The organism is Chryseobacterium sp. WG14 (assembly GCF_024586945.1).
Classification (GTDB): Bacteria; Bacteroidota; Bacteroidia; order Flavobacteriales; family Weeksellaceae; genus Chryseobacterium.
In genome coordinates this window covers 387,838-403,702 of record NZ_JALCZD010000001.1, presented here as the reverse complement: position 1 = coordinate 403,702, position 15,865 = coordinate 387,838, and the positions used below count along the sequence as shown (strand labels likewise).

The 15,865-nt window shown below is 36.4% G+C and carries 19 protein-coding genes; 9 read left to right on the top strand and 10 right to left on the bottom strand.

All coding sequences use genetic code 11. The features are described from left to right. The first annotated feature begins 327 nt into the window (after nucleotides 1-327). The 6 genes from MP478_RS01720 to MP478_RS01695 all read left to right on the top strand — a co-directional run bounded on the left by MP478_RS01720 (nucleotide 328) and on the right by MP478_RS01695 (nucleotide 4,489). On the top strand, nucleotides 328-1,284 hold the full coding sequence (locus MP478_RS01720) for an AraC family transcriptional regulator (protein ID WP_257199395.1): 957 nt from the start codon (nucleotides 328-330) through the stop codon (nucleotides 1,282-1,284). 25 nt (nucleotides 1,285-1,309) lie between these two features. Continuing rightward, the gene (locus MP478_RS01715; protein WP_257199394.1) at nucleotides 1,310-1,885 is read left to right on the top strand and encodes a hypothetical protein; all 576 of its coding nucleotides are present in this window, start codon (nucleotides 1,310-1,312) and stop codon (nucleotides 1,883-1,885) included. A 406-nt stretch (nucleotides 1,886-2,291) separates the two neighbouring features. After that, entirely contained in the window at nucleotides 2,292-2,618 is a 327-nt protein-coding gene (locus MP478_RS01710) for a hypothetical protein (protein ID WP_257199393.1), read from the top strand. Between the two features lie 35 nt (nucleotides 2,619-2,653). Further along, entirely contained in the window at nucleotides 2,654-3,385 is a 732-nt protein-coding gene (locus tag MP478_RS01705) for a hypothetical protein (RefSeq protein WP_257199392.1), read from the top strand. A 24-nt stretch (nucleotides 3,386-3,409) separates the two neighbouring features. Beyond that, the gene (locus MP478_RS01700) at nucleotides 3,410-3,838 is read left to right on the top strand and encodes a hypothetical protein (RefSeq protein ID WP_230035906.1); all 429 of its coding nucleotides are present in this window, start codon (nucleotides 3,410-3,412) and stop codon (nucleotides 3,836-3,838) included. A 42-nt stretch (nucleotides 3,839-3,880) separates the two neighbouring features. Next, nucleotides 3,881-4,489 carry a hypothetical protein gene (locus tag MP478_RS01695; RefSeq protein WP_257189361.1) on the top strand — a complete coding sequence of 203 codons (609 nt, stop codon included), beginning with the start codon at nucleotides 3,881-3,883 and terminating at the stop codon, nucleotides 4,487-4,489. An 86-nt stretch (nucleotides 4,490-4,575) separates the two neighbouring features. Here MP478_RS01695 and MP478_RS01690 read toward each other — a convergent pair whose 3' ends face one another. After that, on the bottom strand, nucleotides 4,576-6,168 hold the full coding sequence (locus tag MP478_RS01690; protein WP_257189362.1) for a tetratricopeptide repeat protein: 1,593 nt from the start codon (nucleotides 6,166-6,168) through the stop codon (nucleotides 4,576-4,578). A 178-nt stretch (nucleotides 6,169-6,346) separates the two neighbouring features. Between MP478_RS01690 and MP478_RS01685 the strand changes: the two genes are divergently transcribed. The 3 genes from MP478_RS01685 to MP478_RS01675 all read left to right on the top strand — a co-directional run bounded on the left by MP478_RS01685 (nucleotide 6,347) and on the right by MP478_RS01675 (nucleotide 9,027). Then, nucleotides 6,347-7,135, top strand: coding sequence for a PhzF family phenazine biosynthesis protein (locus MP478_RS01685; RefSeq protein ID WP_257199391.1), 789 nt, complete (start codon nucleotides 6,347-6,349; stop codon nucleotides 7,133-7,135). A gap of 394 nt (nucleotides 7,136-7,529) precedes the next feature. After that, nucleotides 7,530-7,994 (top strand): PA2169 family four-helix-bundle protein, encoded by a 465-nt coding sequence (locus MP478_RS01680; RefSeq protein WP_257189364.1) that lies wholly within the window; start codon nucleotides 7,530-7,532, stop codon nucleotides 7,992-7,994. Between the two features lie 31 nt (nucleotides 7,995-8,025). After that, nucleotides 8,026-9,027: an SDR family oxidoreductase gene (locus tag MP478_RS01675; protein ID WP_257199390.1), complete on the top strand. Its 1,002-nt coding sequence runs from the start codon at nucleotides 8,026-8,028 to the stop codon at nucleotides 9,025-9,027. 82 nt (nucleotides 9,028-9,109) lie between these two features. Here the strand turns inward: MP478_RS01675 and MP478_RS01670 are convergent, their stop codons facing one another. Genes MP478_RS01670 through MP478_RS01630 form a run of 9 tightly spaced genes read right to left on the bottom strand, consistent with a single transcriptional unit; the run spans nucleotide 9,110 to nucleotide 15,845 of the window. Further along, nucleotides 9,110-10,582, bottom strand: coding sequence for an alpha-amylase (locus tag MP478_RS01670; protein WP_257199389.1), 1,473 nt, complete (start codon nucleotides 10,580-10,582; stop codon nucleotides 9,110-9,112). Nucleotides 10,583-10,614: 32 nt separating this feature from the next. After that, nucleotides 10,615-11,034, bottom strand: coding sequence for a low affinity iron permease family protein (locus tag MP478_RS01665; protein WP_257189367.1), 420 nt, complete (start codon nucleotides 11,032-11,034; stop codon nucleotides 10,615-10,617). Between the two features lie 15 nt (nucleotides 11,035-11,049). Next, on the bottom strand, nucleotides 11,050-11,661 hold the full coding sequence (locus MP478_RS01660; RefSeq protein WP_257189368.1) for a hypothetical protein: 612 nt from the start codon (nucleotides 11,659-11,661) through the stop codon (nucleotides 11,050-11,052). A 32-nt stretch (nucleotides 11,662-11,693) separates the two neighbouring features. Then, the gene (locus tag MP478_RS01655) at nucleotides 11,694-12,062 is read right to left on the bottom strand and encodes a hypothetical protein (RefSeq protein ID WP_257189369.1); all 369 of its coding nucleotides are present in this window, start codon (nucleotides 12,060-12,062) and stop codon (nucleotides 11,694-11,696) included. A 55-nt stretch (nucleotides 12,063-12,117) separates the two neighbouring features. Next, a complete protein-coding gene (locus MP478_RS01650; protein ID WP_257199388.1) occupies nucleotides 12,118-13,629 on the bottom strand; it encodes an FAD-dependent oxidoreductase in 1,512 nt (503 codons plus the stop codon). Nucleotide 13,630: 1 nt separating this feature from the next. Then, the gene (locus MP478_RS01645; protein WP_257189371.1) at nucleotides 13,631-13,759 is read right to left on the bottom strand and encodes a hypothetical protein; all 129 of its coding nucleotides are present in this window, start codon (nucleotides 13,757-13,759) and stop codon (nucleotides 13,631-13,633) included. 28 nt (nucleotides 13,760-13,787) lie between these two features. Next, entirely contained in the window at nucleotides 13,788-14,540 is a 753-nt protein-coding gene (locus MP478_RS01640) for an SDR family oxidoreductase (RefSeq protein ID WP_257199387.1), read from the bottom strand. After that, nucleotides 14,540-15,340: an SDR family oxidoreductase gene (locus MP478_RS01635; RefSeq protein WP_257189373.1), complete on the bottom strand. Its 801-nt coding sequence runs from the start codon at nucleotides 15,338-15,340 to the stop codon at nucleotides 14,540-14,542. The genes MP478_RS01640 and MP478_RS01635 overlap by 1 nt, the downstream gene beginning before the upstream one ends. A 10-nt stretch (nucleotides 15,341-15,350) precedes the next feature. After that, nucleotides 15,351-15,845, bottom strand: a complete 495-nt coding sequence (locus MP478_RS01630; RefSeq protein ID WP_257189374.1) for a CinA family protein — start codon at nucleotides 15,843-15,845, stop codon at nucleotides 15,351-15,353. Nucleotides 15,846-15,865 lie beyond the last annotated feature (20 nt).

Sequence of the window (15,865 nt, the reverse complement as noted above, 5' to 3'; positions counted from 1 at the left end):
ACAATAAATAATATCCCCAGAATTAAAACAGGAACTAAACTGTCAATGCTTTTTTTATGCAAATATTTCCATTGAGTCACTGCATGATTGGAGCTTTGACAGGTATAAAAAAGGTAATTGGAAACAAATTCTGAATACATTTTTAAATTTTTTCAAAACTATATCTTCCCTCTTTAAGAAAATCCATATAAATAAAAAAAACATAAATAAATAACTGAAAAACAAAGAAGTATAAAAATTATTTAAGTGATTAATTCCGAAAAGCTAACACATTTACTATGTATTAAATCATACATTAGTCCTTACTTTGCTCAGAAACACACTTCAATGACAAAAAAAGTTCTATTCTGTCTATACCTGTTGTTTAATGTTACTGATGCACAGTGGAATAACAAATCACAAATTGATACTGAAATAGAAAATACAAAAACCTTATCTGCAAATGAACTCAAAATTATGGAACTTACTAAAAATGGTAATCAAATTTCAAGGAACATAGATTATAAAAAAAGAATATCAGAAAGAAGTGAGCTGCTTTTGGATACGTATTTTAATATGGAAAGTTTAAATTCAGAGAAAAAGGAAACTTCAAAAAAAAGAACACATCTTTACAAAGAATTGAATGACAGCATTAAAAATATAGAAGAAAAAGCTGTAAATACTCCTGTTAATTATATAATAGGTGAACAAGGAGAAGCGTATTCCCATAATATCGTAAAAATAGTTATTGCACCATCAGTTGTGATTATTTTCTTATTAAACAGCTGGGTTTTATGGAAACACAATCAAAAAAAATCTGGTAAGGGAGATAAAATGGTCGTTAATCACTTAAAAAATGAGACGAAAACCACCGGGTTCACATCTATGCCGGTAAAAGATAAAGATAAGACTCCGGATCATAATATCAGTATCTCTGAAGATACTACTGCATCTTTGCTCAATAAACTTTCAAAGTTTGAAAAGTCAGAAAAATTTTTAAAGAAAGATTTAACCCTCACCAATTTATCAAATTCATTACATACAAACCCAAGATATCTTTCAGAAATCATTAAACAGCATAAAGGTAAGAATTTCAACAATTACCTTAACGGACTCCGGATACATTATATTACTGATAAGCTCTATAACACACCCGTTTTTAGGGAATATAAGATCAGTTATCTTGCTGAAGCTTGTGGCTTTTCCTCCAGGGAAGTTTTTTCTGTAATATTCAAAAAAGAAATGGGTGTTACTCCCTCCTATTTTATAAGCCAACTCAAAAAAAATGAAAATGACAGGGAGTAATATTCATGAATAGTACAGTTATACCATGGATTTTTTTAATCACATTAAAACAGTAATAAGTATTATTTTAAGCTTAGGTATCGGCAGCTTACTCAATGGTACCGTGAAATTTATCCAACATCCCGGAAGAACAAAGCCTTATTGGGTCCATCTGCTGTGGATATTATACATATTTCTACTGATGATTCACTTTTGGTGGTGGGAATATGGTCTTAGAGAGGTGAGAATATGGACGTTTACTGAATATATATTTATCATCATGTACATTATCCTCTACTTTACATTATGTCAGCTTTTATATCCGTCTGATGTTAAAGATTATGATGACAATTATAGGAATTACTTTTTTTCAAGAAAGAAATGGCTTTTTCTATTGCTCATTGTGATTTATTTTATTGATATTTTTGATACTTTAATCAAAGGGCCTGTTTATCTGGAAAAGCTGATGCCCTTATACGCAATAAGAATGGTCAGCCATATTTCATTATGTGCCCTATTTGCATTTTTAAAAAACCGCCAGTCAGTTTGGTATGGAGGCATGGTACTATTTTTTATTCTGTTTGAGTTGTATTTTATCGTTGACAAATTCTATAATGATTAATTTTCAGCAAGACCTATTCAGCAGTTTTTTGAAATATCAGTGAAATGGAATTACAAATTCATGCAGGTTCAAGTAGTTAAAATTCAAAAAAAACAAAAAACTTCAGCTATACCATTGTTGTTAACAGAAGCTAAAAATTTAATAACAGTATATTGAAAAAAATCCTGGAATACATTTTAAATTGACGATGTATTAAAAATTATAATGATCATATTATCAGATACGATAATTTGTAAAACATTGAAATCACCAATAAAAACATCAACAAATAATCAACAAAAAACTAACTTATTTACACTCTGTTTTGATGTAATAAATTATGAAAACATCACATACTGCCTTTTAAAAGCCATGTAATCTAAGGTAAACAATACTACATTTGGTGATATAATTTAAATATAGATTTATGGAAAATTCATTAAAAACATTGTTCCTCGCAATGGTACTCATTCTTTTACATTCATGTGGTTCCGTTACGACCTATGATGCACCTCTTGAGCCTGGGCAAACTGTTTACCAGAGACAGGATCCAAAGTTCAGACAAACTGAAACAAGATCAGAAAACAACAGCATCCCTGAGCCAGGACAGATAGAAATGAAATCTAATAACGAAAACAACAATGACAATATTTCGGAACCCGGGCAAACAGAAATGAAATCTAATGACGAGAACAATAATGATAATGTTCCGGAACCTGGACAGACAGAAATGAAAGATGCAGAAGAACAGTAATCTCAGTAACTGTATTTAACCTACGAAAAATAATTATGATAAGCAGAGTTTTTATAATAACAGCAACAATATTATCAAGTATTTGTGCATCCAATGTAACCGCACAAACAGGAAAAGTATTTTCAGGAAAATTTTCCAGCGAGGGCGATGTTACGGCATCAGGAATCATGACACTGGAACTATCACAAACAGGTACTAAAATAGAAGGAGTATCAAATTACCAGAGTGTTACTGATGATTCCAACAGTGGAATGCTTTCAGTAAATGGGTACGCTAAAGACAATGTAGCTTATATACGGTTCAGGGATCAGAGGGGAAATGTGGTAGCTGATGGCAGTGTGAGTCTAAAAAATGCAGCAACACTGTATTTTAAACAGACTACAAATTCCTCAATGCTCCCTTCAGTAGCCTATCTGTATGGGAAAGAAAGCCATTCTAATACACCTAATGTATCAGTAAGAAGCTATACAGGATCCTATTCCAACGAAGGAGATACCACGGCAAAAGGAATTATATCATTTGATATATCACAATCCGGAAGCAAGATAGAAGGTACGGCAAATTATAAGACTAACGATGATCAGCTGGATACAGGTCTTTTATCTGTAAATGGCTATGTAAAAGGCGATACTGCTTATATAAGGTTCAGAGATCAGAAAGGACAAACTGTAGCGGATGGAATTTTATATCCGAGTGGCTCTAATACTGCTTTCAAGCAAACAACATCTTCTAATAGCCTTCCTTACAAAGCTACTTTGTACAGGTAATTAATAAATAAATATATAAATAAAATGGAAAAATACAGGAAGTTTACATTTTTAAAGCAATGTAAAAGTACATTACTGATAGCTGGTTTAATAGTAGTGGTTAGCTGTGCTCCAACTGTAAATTACATTGGGAAAAATTATAACCCTACTGAAAATATTGATGTATTTTTAGATACGAATGATGTAAAGAAAAACTATGAGGTGATAGGAAAAGTGGATGGTATTTCGGGAATACTGGGTTCAAGTTATCAGGATATTCAGGATAAAATTGTTCAGAAAGCTAAAGAAAAAGGAGCTGATGCCGTCATTCTTTATAATATGGAACAAAGAATCATTGGTTCAACATCTTCATCGAATACTGAGCATAGACAATGGATGAAAAATACAACAACATCCTCAACTAATGTAACGGAGGATGTTTTGCATGCTGATTTCATCAAATATATTCCATAATTCCGGCTATCTTTATGGTTAATCTATAATTGAAATTAAAAAATGAAATTAAAACTCATACTTATAAGTTTATTTACAGTTGTTATTGCAGCAGGCTGTACAGAAAAAACAACAAAAGAAATAGCCAAAACAAAAGCTACAGAGAAAAAAGATAATCAACAGCCGGATAAAACGGCTTTGTCTTCAAAAGAAGGTAGTCTTACAATAGAAGGAGATCGTGTGATCATTCCCAATTTCAAAATAGAAGTCAACCTTTCTGATAAAGCCGTAGAGTTATTGCAAAAAAATAAAGAATCCATAATAGCTTCTTTATTTTTTTATGGTGATGTCCGCGATGAGAACTCCCTGCCGGAAGATATAAAAAAAGAACTGGGTCCTAATGGGTTAAAGCTTATGGTTTTTGATATGGAAAAGATAGATGTTACCCAATCCAATGAATTGGAGATTACCAATCTAAGCTTCCCTAAAAAATTATATGATGCTCTTGCCAGCAAAGATATCTATGTTAACATCAATGTATTCAGTGGGAGAAGGACGTTTAAAGATAATATTCTCGACATGGAATTTTATGATTCCAAACTCAATGAGATCATTTCTCATAGCAGTTTCATCAATTTAAACGGACGCCTTATGACAGAGGATAAGGACTAAAAAAATTGTTATTTTCAAGCTCTTCCTTTTTGGTATTGTACCTGCAGGAGGAGCATTTTTTATATGCATGATCGAATTAAAAAATATTATTGAGGTGTTAAATCATGAATGTTTATCTCATTATCTTTTCTCAGATTATTAATAAAATAGGAAGGGGTAACGCCAGCCTCTTTTTTAAAGGTAACAGCAAACACCTCTCTGGAGGAAAATCCACAAGCTTCCGCTAAATAACTTATTTTATATTCTCTGTAAATAGGATCTATGCAAAGTTTATTAATGATATAGTTTATCCTCAGTTCATTAATATAATTATTATAACTTTTCTCTTTATATTGCTTTATTATTTCTGAAAGATATCTGGTATTGGTATTCAGATCATTGGCCAGAGAGGTAAGGCTAAGATCTTTTTTAAGAAATTTTTGAGACTTTTCAAATTTTTCTAATTTTAACAACAGAGTTTTGACAGTCTCATCGGTAATATTAATGCTTCGTTCTATAGCAATATTTGCATTAGAAGCAGTGGCATTTGCCGTCTTTAGATTTGTGATGATTAATTCATATTTCTTATGCAGTGCTTTCTGTTTTCTCTTCCAGAAAAACCATCCGGCAGCCGAGAGTGTAAGAATAAGGATAAATATTGCTATTAATATCTTCTGAATGTTGCTGTTATAAATTTCACTTTGCTCATCTATAATGTGTTTCACCGGAGTGTTTATAGTTTTCTTTTCTGCATTTACCAAACTGTCATTCAGCTTTGTATAGAGATTCATATATTTCTTTGAAATTTCCTTTTCACCCAGCTCTACACAGGATTTAAAGTAGACTTCATAAATATCCCTGCGTATGTAAGGGCTACTGACTTGTTTTTCTAATTTCTCTGCCTTTTCAGCGTAAAGTTTAGACTCATTGTATCTTTTCTGGTCATAATAAAGCCATGCAAACTCATTTAAGGTGGCAATTTCAAGATTTTTGTTTGATCTGTATGTTTTATTTTGACATAGTTCCAATGCCTTTGAAAAAAAGGATTCAGCATCTTTTGCTTTATGCATTACAATACTTGTCTTTCCTAAATTGATATACGCCAAAATAAGAGAATGATTCTTTTTATTACTAAAATCCTTGCTATCATTTACTTTATTAATAGTTTCAAGGCTTTTTCTCTGATAATAAGCTACAGAATCTACAGGTGCATTAATATGAGCTGAATAACTGGCTAAGCCGATGTATATAAGGGATTCCTGATAATATTTATAGTTATCAGACTCTATTTTGTGAATAGTATTTAAAGCTTTCTGAAATTCTTTAAGACTCTCAGCATTAAAGCCAAGTTCTGTATAGGAAGAAGCTCTAAGTCTGTATATATTTGATAATATCTCATTATCCTTCATCTCAATTGCCAGCCCCTCTGTGGCTTTGCTTAGCTCTACAACTTTTTTAAAATTTCCCAAATCATAGTATTTAGCCATCATAAGGTTACTGCTTTCCAGTATTCCTTTTTTATATCCTGCATTTGTAGAAACACGATAAATTTCTTCCGAAAGCTGCAGAGATTTACCCGGCTCTTCTGAAGACAGTTCTTTCGCAAGAATTATTTTATTATCAATATTCGGATTAGTAATTAACTGACCATGTATTAGACTACAAAATACACAGGTGATAATGAAAATAAATTTCTTCATATAAAGTTTTAATGATTAAAAAGTAAATGCCAATGCTAATTTATAACTAAAAAAATTACAAGTTACAGAGTTAATATTTAATTTATTGTAACATTAAAGAAAAAGCACAGTACTGCAATAAGCTAACATCTCTCCGGGAAATAAATTATCTTTGTTACCAGCAGAAATTACATCAATTATGAAGTTAGAATTATACCAAATAGATGCCTTCACAGAAGAGATTTTCCATGGAAATCCTGCATGTGTTGTCCCATTACAAAATTGGTTACCCGATGAAATACTCTTAAAAATAGCCCGTGAAAATGCAGTGGCAGAAACGGCTTTCTTTATTGATAATGGCAATAGCATTCATCTGAGATGGTTTACCCCTGAAATAGAGATGGACTTATGCGGGCACGCTACTCTTGCCACGGCCCATTGCTTAGCTTCCATCTTACATTATAAGAGCAACAGAATTGTTTTTCAAACCAAAAGTGGTGAGCTGACCGTCGATATAAAAGATGGATTTTATTATATGGATTTCCCGTCAAGAATGCCAGAAACATCTACTCTTCCGGAAAATATAAAAAGGTCTCTCAATATACAGCCTAAGGAAGTCTTCAAATCAAGAGACTATGTTCTGGTATATGAGTCTGAGGAAGACATAAAAAATATCAACATTGAAAGATCCCTTTTTGACCTTATCATTCTGGATCCAGGAGGTGTTGTTGTGACAGCAGCAGGTACAGACAGTGATTTTGTTTCAAGATATTTTACGCCGCAGTCCTCAATTCTTGAAGATCCTGTTACCGGCTCTGCACACTGCTCACTTATTCCGTTCTGGTCATTAAGATCAGGAAAAGATAAGCTTTTCGCCCGCCAGCTATCAGAAAGGGGCGGCCAGCTTTATTGTGAAAATAAAAATGAAAGAGTAATTGTGGCAGGTAAAGCCAGAACTTATTCTATGGGGCACCTATGGATAGAATAACGTTATTCTGATCAGGCTGTATGGCCAAACAATATCCCTCTTACCGCAAACGACAATAGGCATCAATTTAACAAAATTGATGCCTATTTTTATTGTTAACAACCAGGAAACTAATTTATTTCCAGTTGCAATTTCCATTGTCATAGTTAGATATTCAGTAAAAATCTATGCTTTTCCTATATGAAAAAATAAGTCATATTATGACTGAAATAATAATACAGCTAACAGCACTTTACTAATTTTATAACAGATTATGGATACCATAGAATGAGAATTTTTATAAGGCTTCAAATCAGCTGCCCTTTCCACAGGCTATTCTCAAAATATAAGAATCTAACCTTTCATATGGATCCATAGAATTTTACAACCCGATAACCATTACAAAAAATATATTATGAAAACAGAACAAACAGTATCCGTACTTAATGATTTGTTGCAAATCACGAACGACAGAATAGAAGGATTTGAAAAAGTGGAGGGAAAAATCTGGGAAATGTATCCTGATATCAAAGATGAATATGACCGGATGATCTCCCAGTCAAAAATTATGAAAAATGAGCTGATGAATCTGATCATTGAAAAAAATGGAGATCCTAAAGATTCAACCTCCTTTGCAGGAGCAGTCCACAGAACATGGATAGATATTAAAAATTCATTTACGGTAGGTACTATCGAAGAATCTACCCTTGAGAATGTGGTATTTGGAGAAAGGGCCGCGATAGAAGCTTATCAGGCAGCTCTTGACAGCGGAGATCTTTGTGAAAAAAGTAAAAAGATTGTTTCAGAACAGTTGCAGAACCTGAAGGAATCCTACCATCAGTTTAAAAAAATTGAAGAATATAAAAAGAAAGAAAATTAGTTTAACATATCACTCACCAAATCTTAAATATATGGAAAAGAAAATCACACGAAGAAATGCCATAGGAAAAATAGCCGCAACGATTGCTGTAGCAGCTGTCGCCCCGGGTACTTTTGCACAGACACAAAAAAACATCAAAAGTAATACCGGTCCGGACCTTACAGATCCAACAACAAAATATCCTAAACCTCCCTTCAAAAGACAGTTTCAGCCCTTTCCGGGTTTGGCAGGAAAAATGATCCCTGTACCGGACCACGGTGAAGAAAGCTATGTAGGCTCCGGAAGGCTGACCGGCAGAAAGGCATTAATTACAGGAGGAGACTCAGGAATCGGACGTGCTGCCGCTATTGCCTATGCAAGAGAGGGAGCAGATGTAGCCATTAATTATCTTCCGGAAGAAGAGCCGGATGCCATACAGGTCATTGAACTGATTAAAAAAGCGGGACGAAAAGCGGTAGCCATTCCCGGGGATCTACGGGAAGAGTCATTTTGCAATAAGCTGGTGGCACAGGCTGTACAGCAATTAGGGGGACTGGATATTCTGGTTAATAATGCAGGACATCAGAAAACCCATGAATCTATTCTTGACATCAGCACTGAAGAATTTGAAAGAACAATGAAAACCAATCTTTATGCACCCTTTTGGATTATTAAAGCGGCTTTACCTCACTTAAAACCAGGCTCTTCTATTATTGGCTTATCTTCGGTACAGGCTTACGATCCATCTGCCGACCTGTATGATTATGCACAGACAAAAGCTGCAACCACAAATTATGTGAAATCTTTGGCTAAGCAGCTGGGGCCAAAAGGAATCCGGGTCAATGGTGTTGCCCCGGGACCTGTTTGGACCGCTTTGCAAATTAGTGGTGGCCAGACTCAGGAAAAGATTGAAAAATTTGGTGGTCATACTCCACTGGGGCGTCCGGGACAGCCGGTTGAGCTCGCCTCTATATTCGTTCAGCTTGCTGCCAATGATGCAAGTTTCGCAACCGGGCAGATTTATGGAGCTGCAGGAGGAAGCGGCCAGCCATAATTAATATTTACGTTTGAATAGTAAAAGCCACTTTAAAAAGGTGGCTTTTACTATATAACACAGGAGTCAGTTTGCAGCGCTATTATCCCATCTTAATCCACACACTTACAGACCCGGCACTGACTGTAAATCTGGCTCTTCCATTTTCGTCTGTTTTTATTTCATCATTCCTTTGCTCCGTAAAATCTTTATATACGGAATTAGCTTTTTCCTTTCCCAGGTCAATATCTTTATAGCCCGCTTCACTGTTGGATATGATCACCACACAGCCCTCATGTTCAGCATCTCCTTTTCTCAACCAGGCAATACAGTTGGGATGGTCAAAATAACTGATCTGCTCTCCATAGGCAAACTTCTGCCGTGCTTCAAGAAGCTTGGGGAGAATTTCAACCTTTGGCATGATAATTTCCACCTCTTTACCCTCTTTTATATCTGTATACTGAGCACCGAAAAGATCAGGATAGAATACACAGGGGTAGGCTTCTTCCATGAGTAAAATAACAGCATAGGCCAATGGTTTAAACCAATCCTGTACCGTTGATTCCAAAGACTGTAATTGCTGTGTATCGTGGTTTTCCACAAAGGAAACGGAGAAAACAGGTTTTTTTTCAAGAAAACTGCCCTTTAGAATCTGGCTGAGATCATAATCCTGACCTTTCTCTGATGCCATAAAGAAACTGTAGTGCAGAGGTACATCAAAACAGGAAATCATGCCTTTTATCTGATCAGAAAAATGAGATATTTTTTCGGCTTCGTCTTTCCAGAATTCTCCTAATATATAACAATCCGGCTTCAGTTCTGTTTTTACATAGGCAATCCATTCCTGTAGGAAATCAACAGAAATATGCTTTACGGCATCCAAACGCAGCCCATCTGCATGGGTGGTCTCCAGGTACCATTTGATCCAGTTTTTCATTTCATGGACAACATATGGATTGCGGTATTCTACATTAGCTCCCATCAGGTAATCATAATTTCCAAATTCACTGCTTACAGTCTGGTTCCAATCTTGCCCATATTCATTATGGATCCTGAAAATCCCTTTCAGCTCCGTGTTGTCTTTCTGAATACTATCTATGCCATTAAAACAGGTATAATCCCAAATGAATTGTGAATATTTCCCATTCCTTTCCGGAAAAGTAAATTTTGTAAAAGCTTTTGCAGCGAAAGGTTCCCCGATATTTTCATTTCGGTTCTCTTCCTTTACCTGATGTACCGTAACAGCTTCCATTTCATCTCCACCCATCCGGTGATTCATTACAATATCAGCATAAACGGATATTCCAAGCTCATGGGCTTTGTTAATGGCATTTAGATATTCTTCCCTGGTACCGTATCTTGTCGGAATGCCTCCTTTCTGGTTAAATTCTCCCAGATCATATGAGTCATAAACATCATACCCTCTACCCTCTTTTCCCAATACACACTTGGTGGCGGGCGGGAACCACACTGCGGTAAATCCCAGGCTTTTCAGATAGCCGCATTTTTCTGTAAATTCATTCCAGAGATTACCTTTATGATACCAATGGAAAAATTGAATAATAACTCCATTCATATTGTCATTCAGTTTTCAGTTATGATTATGTTTTATTTGTACCGGTAATTACAGGCCTGATCGCTGGGATGGGGTTCTTTTTGCTCCTGTTTTTTCCTGAAACGGCCATTTTTCTCATAGAGCTTATGAATCTTGTCCAGTTCATCTTCTGTCAGATCTTCTATATCTACCAGTCGGTTATTTGCTTTTTCATGGGCTTCAATCAGTTCGTTTAATTTAATCTGAATAGCTTTGGAATCTTTATTTTGTGCTTTCTGAATTAAAAAAACCATTAGAAAAGTGATAATAGTGGTCCCGGTATTAATTACGATCTGCCATGATTCAGAAAAATCAAATAAAGGCCCGGTAGCTGCCCAAATGATAACCAGCAGGGCTGCGATAATAAAGGCTGCAGCACTTCCGGTGAAGCAGACAGCCTTATCCGCGAATCGGTCAAAAAAATTATTTTTCATAAGAACACTTTACTTTTAAAAATCTAATAGAGCATCGGTAAGTCTCTTCCACTGAATCCTGGAAATTCCTATCATTCCTCCCAAAGCAATCACCAGGTTTCTTATGGTATCTAAAAAATTAGCATCCAGATTAGCTGTTTCATTCCTTCCGTAAACCGCAGCTTTGATATAGGTATTTCCTCTTGAAATCATGAAAGTTGAGGTGGCACTGGAAGAATAAAAATGAGCGGTATATTTCTTACGGGAATTCCCCGGTTCTTTTGAAGGTCTGCAGGTAATCAATATATTTTCAAATTCATCTTCTTTTGTGTACTGATCACTGATATCAATAATTGTGACCCAGTCAAAACCAGCCTCAAGCGTGCCCGGGCCCGGAATATCAATCCTTATAAAATCCCCTTTCACCGGAATACGGTCTGCATAATTTCCTGATGAATCATAAAGCTTAAAACCGGCGAAGCCATTCCCACAAAAATCTTTCCATTCATTGACGGAATAGAGCCTGTTTTTAAGGATGATGAACTCCTGAACAGCCATTTCAGGATTATCAAATTTCTTTATACTTTCTGTATTATGAAAACCACCTTTTCTTTGCCGTGGAATTCCTGGAATTTCTTTGATTTTCATATTTCCTGGTATTGTTAGAACTGCATCAAAGCTTATACGGATCTTTTAAAATAAAGCAAATAAAAAATCCAGTAGGCAGAAAATATCATTTCCAAAACAAAGTCAATAAGGTAGACCCAGCTGATGATCCCTTTGAGGTAATAATAGAGATCTACCCATGCCAATCCCAAACAGCAAATAATATTAACTGTAGCAATTGCAGTATTTCTTTTAGTACTTCCTATGGTATAAAAACATAAAACACTATATGGTAAAATCAATATACCCACAGTTTTCACAAGCCATATATCAGTTTTATAACCGGTTATGTACAGAAAACTTTCAATATGAACAAGCGGCCAGATCCCTGTTATTATAAAGTACAGCCCCTGCAGAAAGGGTAGTATATGTTTTTTTTCCATATTCTTATGGGTTTTACCATGCGCTCTATTGTACGGGTTTGGCTCCAAAGTGCTTTTACAGTTCAATTCTCTGAAGATTTTTAACTGCAGGACCTGTAAGCATTTTACCGTTTACATTAAATCTTGATCCATGACACGGACAGTCCCAGCTTATTTCTGCACTGTTCCAGCGGACTTCACATCTCGCATGCGTGCATGTGCTTTTGAGAAGATGTAACTCGCCTCCTTTCTCTTTATATACAGCATAGGACTCTCCATCGTACTTCGCCACATTTGCTTCTCCTTCAGAAAGCTCGGCCAGTGAATTCATTTTTTCTGCAAACACTTTATCCTTCACAAAATCTAAAACTACAGTGGCCTGCTCTTTTACAAAATTGGCAAAACCTGTTATCGGCCTTATCCTTTCAGGATTAAAAAGATCCTTATATTTATTGGAGCCTTTTAAAATTAAATCCCCAAGAATTTGAGACGTAATAGTTCCGAAGATCATCCCATTCCCACGAAATCCTGTCGCTGTATATATTTTTCCTTTGCTGCCTGGTAATACTCCAATATAGGGAAGTCCATCTACAGGTTCATAGTACTGACTTGACCAGCTGTAAACTGCTGTATCAACGTCAAAATGTTCTCTTACATAGTTCTCCAGTCTTGAAAAACATTCTCCGGTATCATCGGCATGTCCCGTTTTATGGTCCTCACCTCCGGCAATCAGCAGGCTTTCCCCGTCTATCTGCTGTGTTCTGTAATAATGATAAGGCTCGGCAAGGTCATAGCCCAGCTCTTTGGGATGAAAATCACCCTTCAGCCTGAAGGCAATAGCATAACTGCGGTACGGAGCATTCATAAAATGAAGCATATTAATGCCCGGTGGAATATGGGTAGCATAAATTACAGACCGTGCAGTAATGCTTCCTTTGGTAGACTGTAATACGACAAAGTCTCCATTTTCATCATGACTCTCACATAAACAATCTTCCACCAGAACGCCACCAAGACGGATAAATGCCTCTGCCAGGCTTCTGACATACTTTATAGGATGGAATTGTGCCTGATCAGGAATAGCAGCGGCTTTTTTAAAAGCAAAAGGGAAAGGAATATCATCAGTTTGTGCCATAGGATGTCCCACCTGAGAGGCTCCTTTGAGAATAGTATCCAGTTTTTTTTCCTGCTCGTCATCTAAAGCAAACAAATAACCCGGCTTACTTTGAAAATCACAGGAAATATTAAATTCCAGGATGTTGTTTCTGATGATATTTTTTGCTTCTATCCCTACATATTTCAGGAGCTTGGCGTTACGTAATCCAAAATCCTTAATCGCCTGGGCATAGGTTGTATCAAAGAAGTCATTTAAGTGGGCAGTTGTTCCGCCAGTTGTTCCAAAGCCTATATTGGAAGCTTCAAGAACAATACACTTTTGCCCTTCCTTCTGCAACCTTACCGCAGTAGACATACCTGTAATACCGGCCCCGACAATTGCAACGTCATACCATTCCTCCAAGGCTGGGTCTGGAGAAAACTTTTTAATTTCCTCCTGCCATATGCTCTTTCTGGCTCCATCCCTGTTCATATTATTTGATTTTTAGACTATCATTTACCGGTCTTGTTTCACTTTTCTTTTTGTCTTCATCTTCGGGCAGATCACAACGGCAGGCTGTAAGACTCACTGCACATATTGCTAATAAAATGATTGTTTTCATACTATTTCTTTTTATAATGTTATATTTATTATCCATTGACTATGAGCCCTCCGTTAGGATGAATAACCTGTCCTGTTATCTGAGCTGCTCCACTGCCTGCCAAAAACAAAAAGCTGTCGGCTATTTCTTCCGGGCTGGCATTCCTTTCAAAAGGAGGCTTGCTCATATCCTCTTCCTTCTCTCCAAAAGTTTTTTCAGTAAGTGGTGTTGCTACGGGTCCCGGAGCCACTGCATTGACGCGGATACCTTTCGGTTTTGCCTGAAGGGCCAGAGATCTGGTAAAAGAAACTATTGCTCCTTTGGTCGCTGAATAATCTAAAAGTTCTTCATGTCCCTGATAGGCAACTGCAGAGGTTGTATTGATAATGCTTGCACCCTGCTTCAGGTATGGAAAAACAACTTTTGTCAGCAGGATCATCCCGATAATATTGGAATCAAATGTTTGCCTGATATTTTTTTCTTCCAGATTCTCAATTTGATCAGAAGGAAACTGTACACCGGCATTATTCACCAGAATATCTATTCTTCCAAATTTGGCAATGACCTTTTTAACGGTATCTTCACAGAATTCATAATCATTAATATCTCCCGGAAAAATAATGCACTTTTTACCCAAAGCCAGTATTTCGTTTTTTGTTTTTTCGGCCTCCTGGTCTTCATGATGGTAGATAATAGCGATATGGGCACCTTCTTCAGCAAGAAGCAGTGCCACAGCTTTACCGATACCACTATCCGCACCGGTAATCAGAACTGATTTATTCTTTAATTGCAGTCTTCTCATCAGTAACTTTCAGTTATTGGTTTTTGCATTTCTCCCATCCTGTGGGCAGCCATATCGTCCGTTGCCAGGTTAGTCATTGCTACAGTAAGTTTGTTTTTGAATCCTGAAATTATTTTATCCTCGCCATTCATCAGGGCATTATACCCATCTATTGCCACCTCTTCAGGATTGGCCAGGTTTTCCCTATCCTCCAAAATCTTACTTCTGTTCATGTCTGCTTTGTTAAAAAAGTCAGTATCAGTAGGTCCCGGAAGAAGGGCCGTCACACTAATTCCCGAGTCTTTCAGTTCTTCACGGATAGCTTCGGACCAAGACAGAATAAAGGCTTTTGTTCCATGGTAAACCGAATGCCAGGGACCAGGAGCCTTACTGGCAATGGAGGCAAGATTTAATATTTTTCCAGATCCTTTGGCCAGCCGGTCTTTTAAAAAGAGCTTCGTTAAAAGGATCACTGAAATAATATTCAGATTGACGATGTTAATCTCCCGGTGAATATCAGTATCCTGAAATTTACCGTAGACTCCCTGTCCGGCATCATTGACAAGGATTTCCGGGCTTATACCATTGAGCTGTAATTCTGAATACAGCGAGTACACCTCATCCTGAATAAATAAATTCTTTGAAATCGAAATAACATTGATCCCAAAGGTTTTGAATTCTTCAGCTTTATTCTTTAGCTCTTCATGGTTTCGGGCAACAATCACCAGGTCATAGCCGTTTTTCGCAAACTGCTTAGCCAGCTGATATCCAATTCCGCTTGTTGCTCCCGTGATTAAAGCATATTGATATTTACGTTCCATAGTATACTATTTAAATTAACAGTTGGCTGACTTCATTTTTAAAACAGCCCAGAATGAATTCTGTATAATAGAGTTGTGCATTTAAAGCTTCAGTTTTAGGATGCAGTTCCAACTTTTTCGTAAGGATGATTTCTCCTTTATAAGCAAATGAGAAATAGGCGAAAATCTTATATGCCGAATGCCTGATAGGTGTACAGTAGCCTGTAGTGGCAATAGACCAGTCTGTTTCATACAGTTTTGCAACTTGTAAGGCCATGGTCTCTGCTATATTTTCTGAAACACAGTCGCACTGCTCAGCTTCTGCCCTGTTGACATTTAATAGCTTTACTTTTATCGGTAAGGTATAGGCCGTTAGTCCTCCTTTGTAAAAAAGTGACGCGTTGGGCATCTGTGAAAAGGCCAATTGTAAAGATCCTGAGGTAACACTTTCTGCCACAGAAATAGTTTCATCAGTGGTCATCAACGCCTGGCTGATATACTCAAGAATATCCTTTTGAAGCTCCATAGCACTGTATTTTATTATTT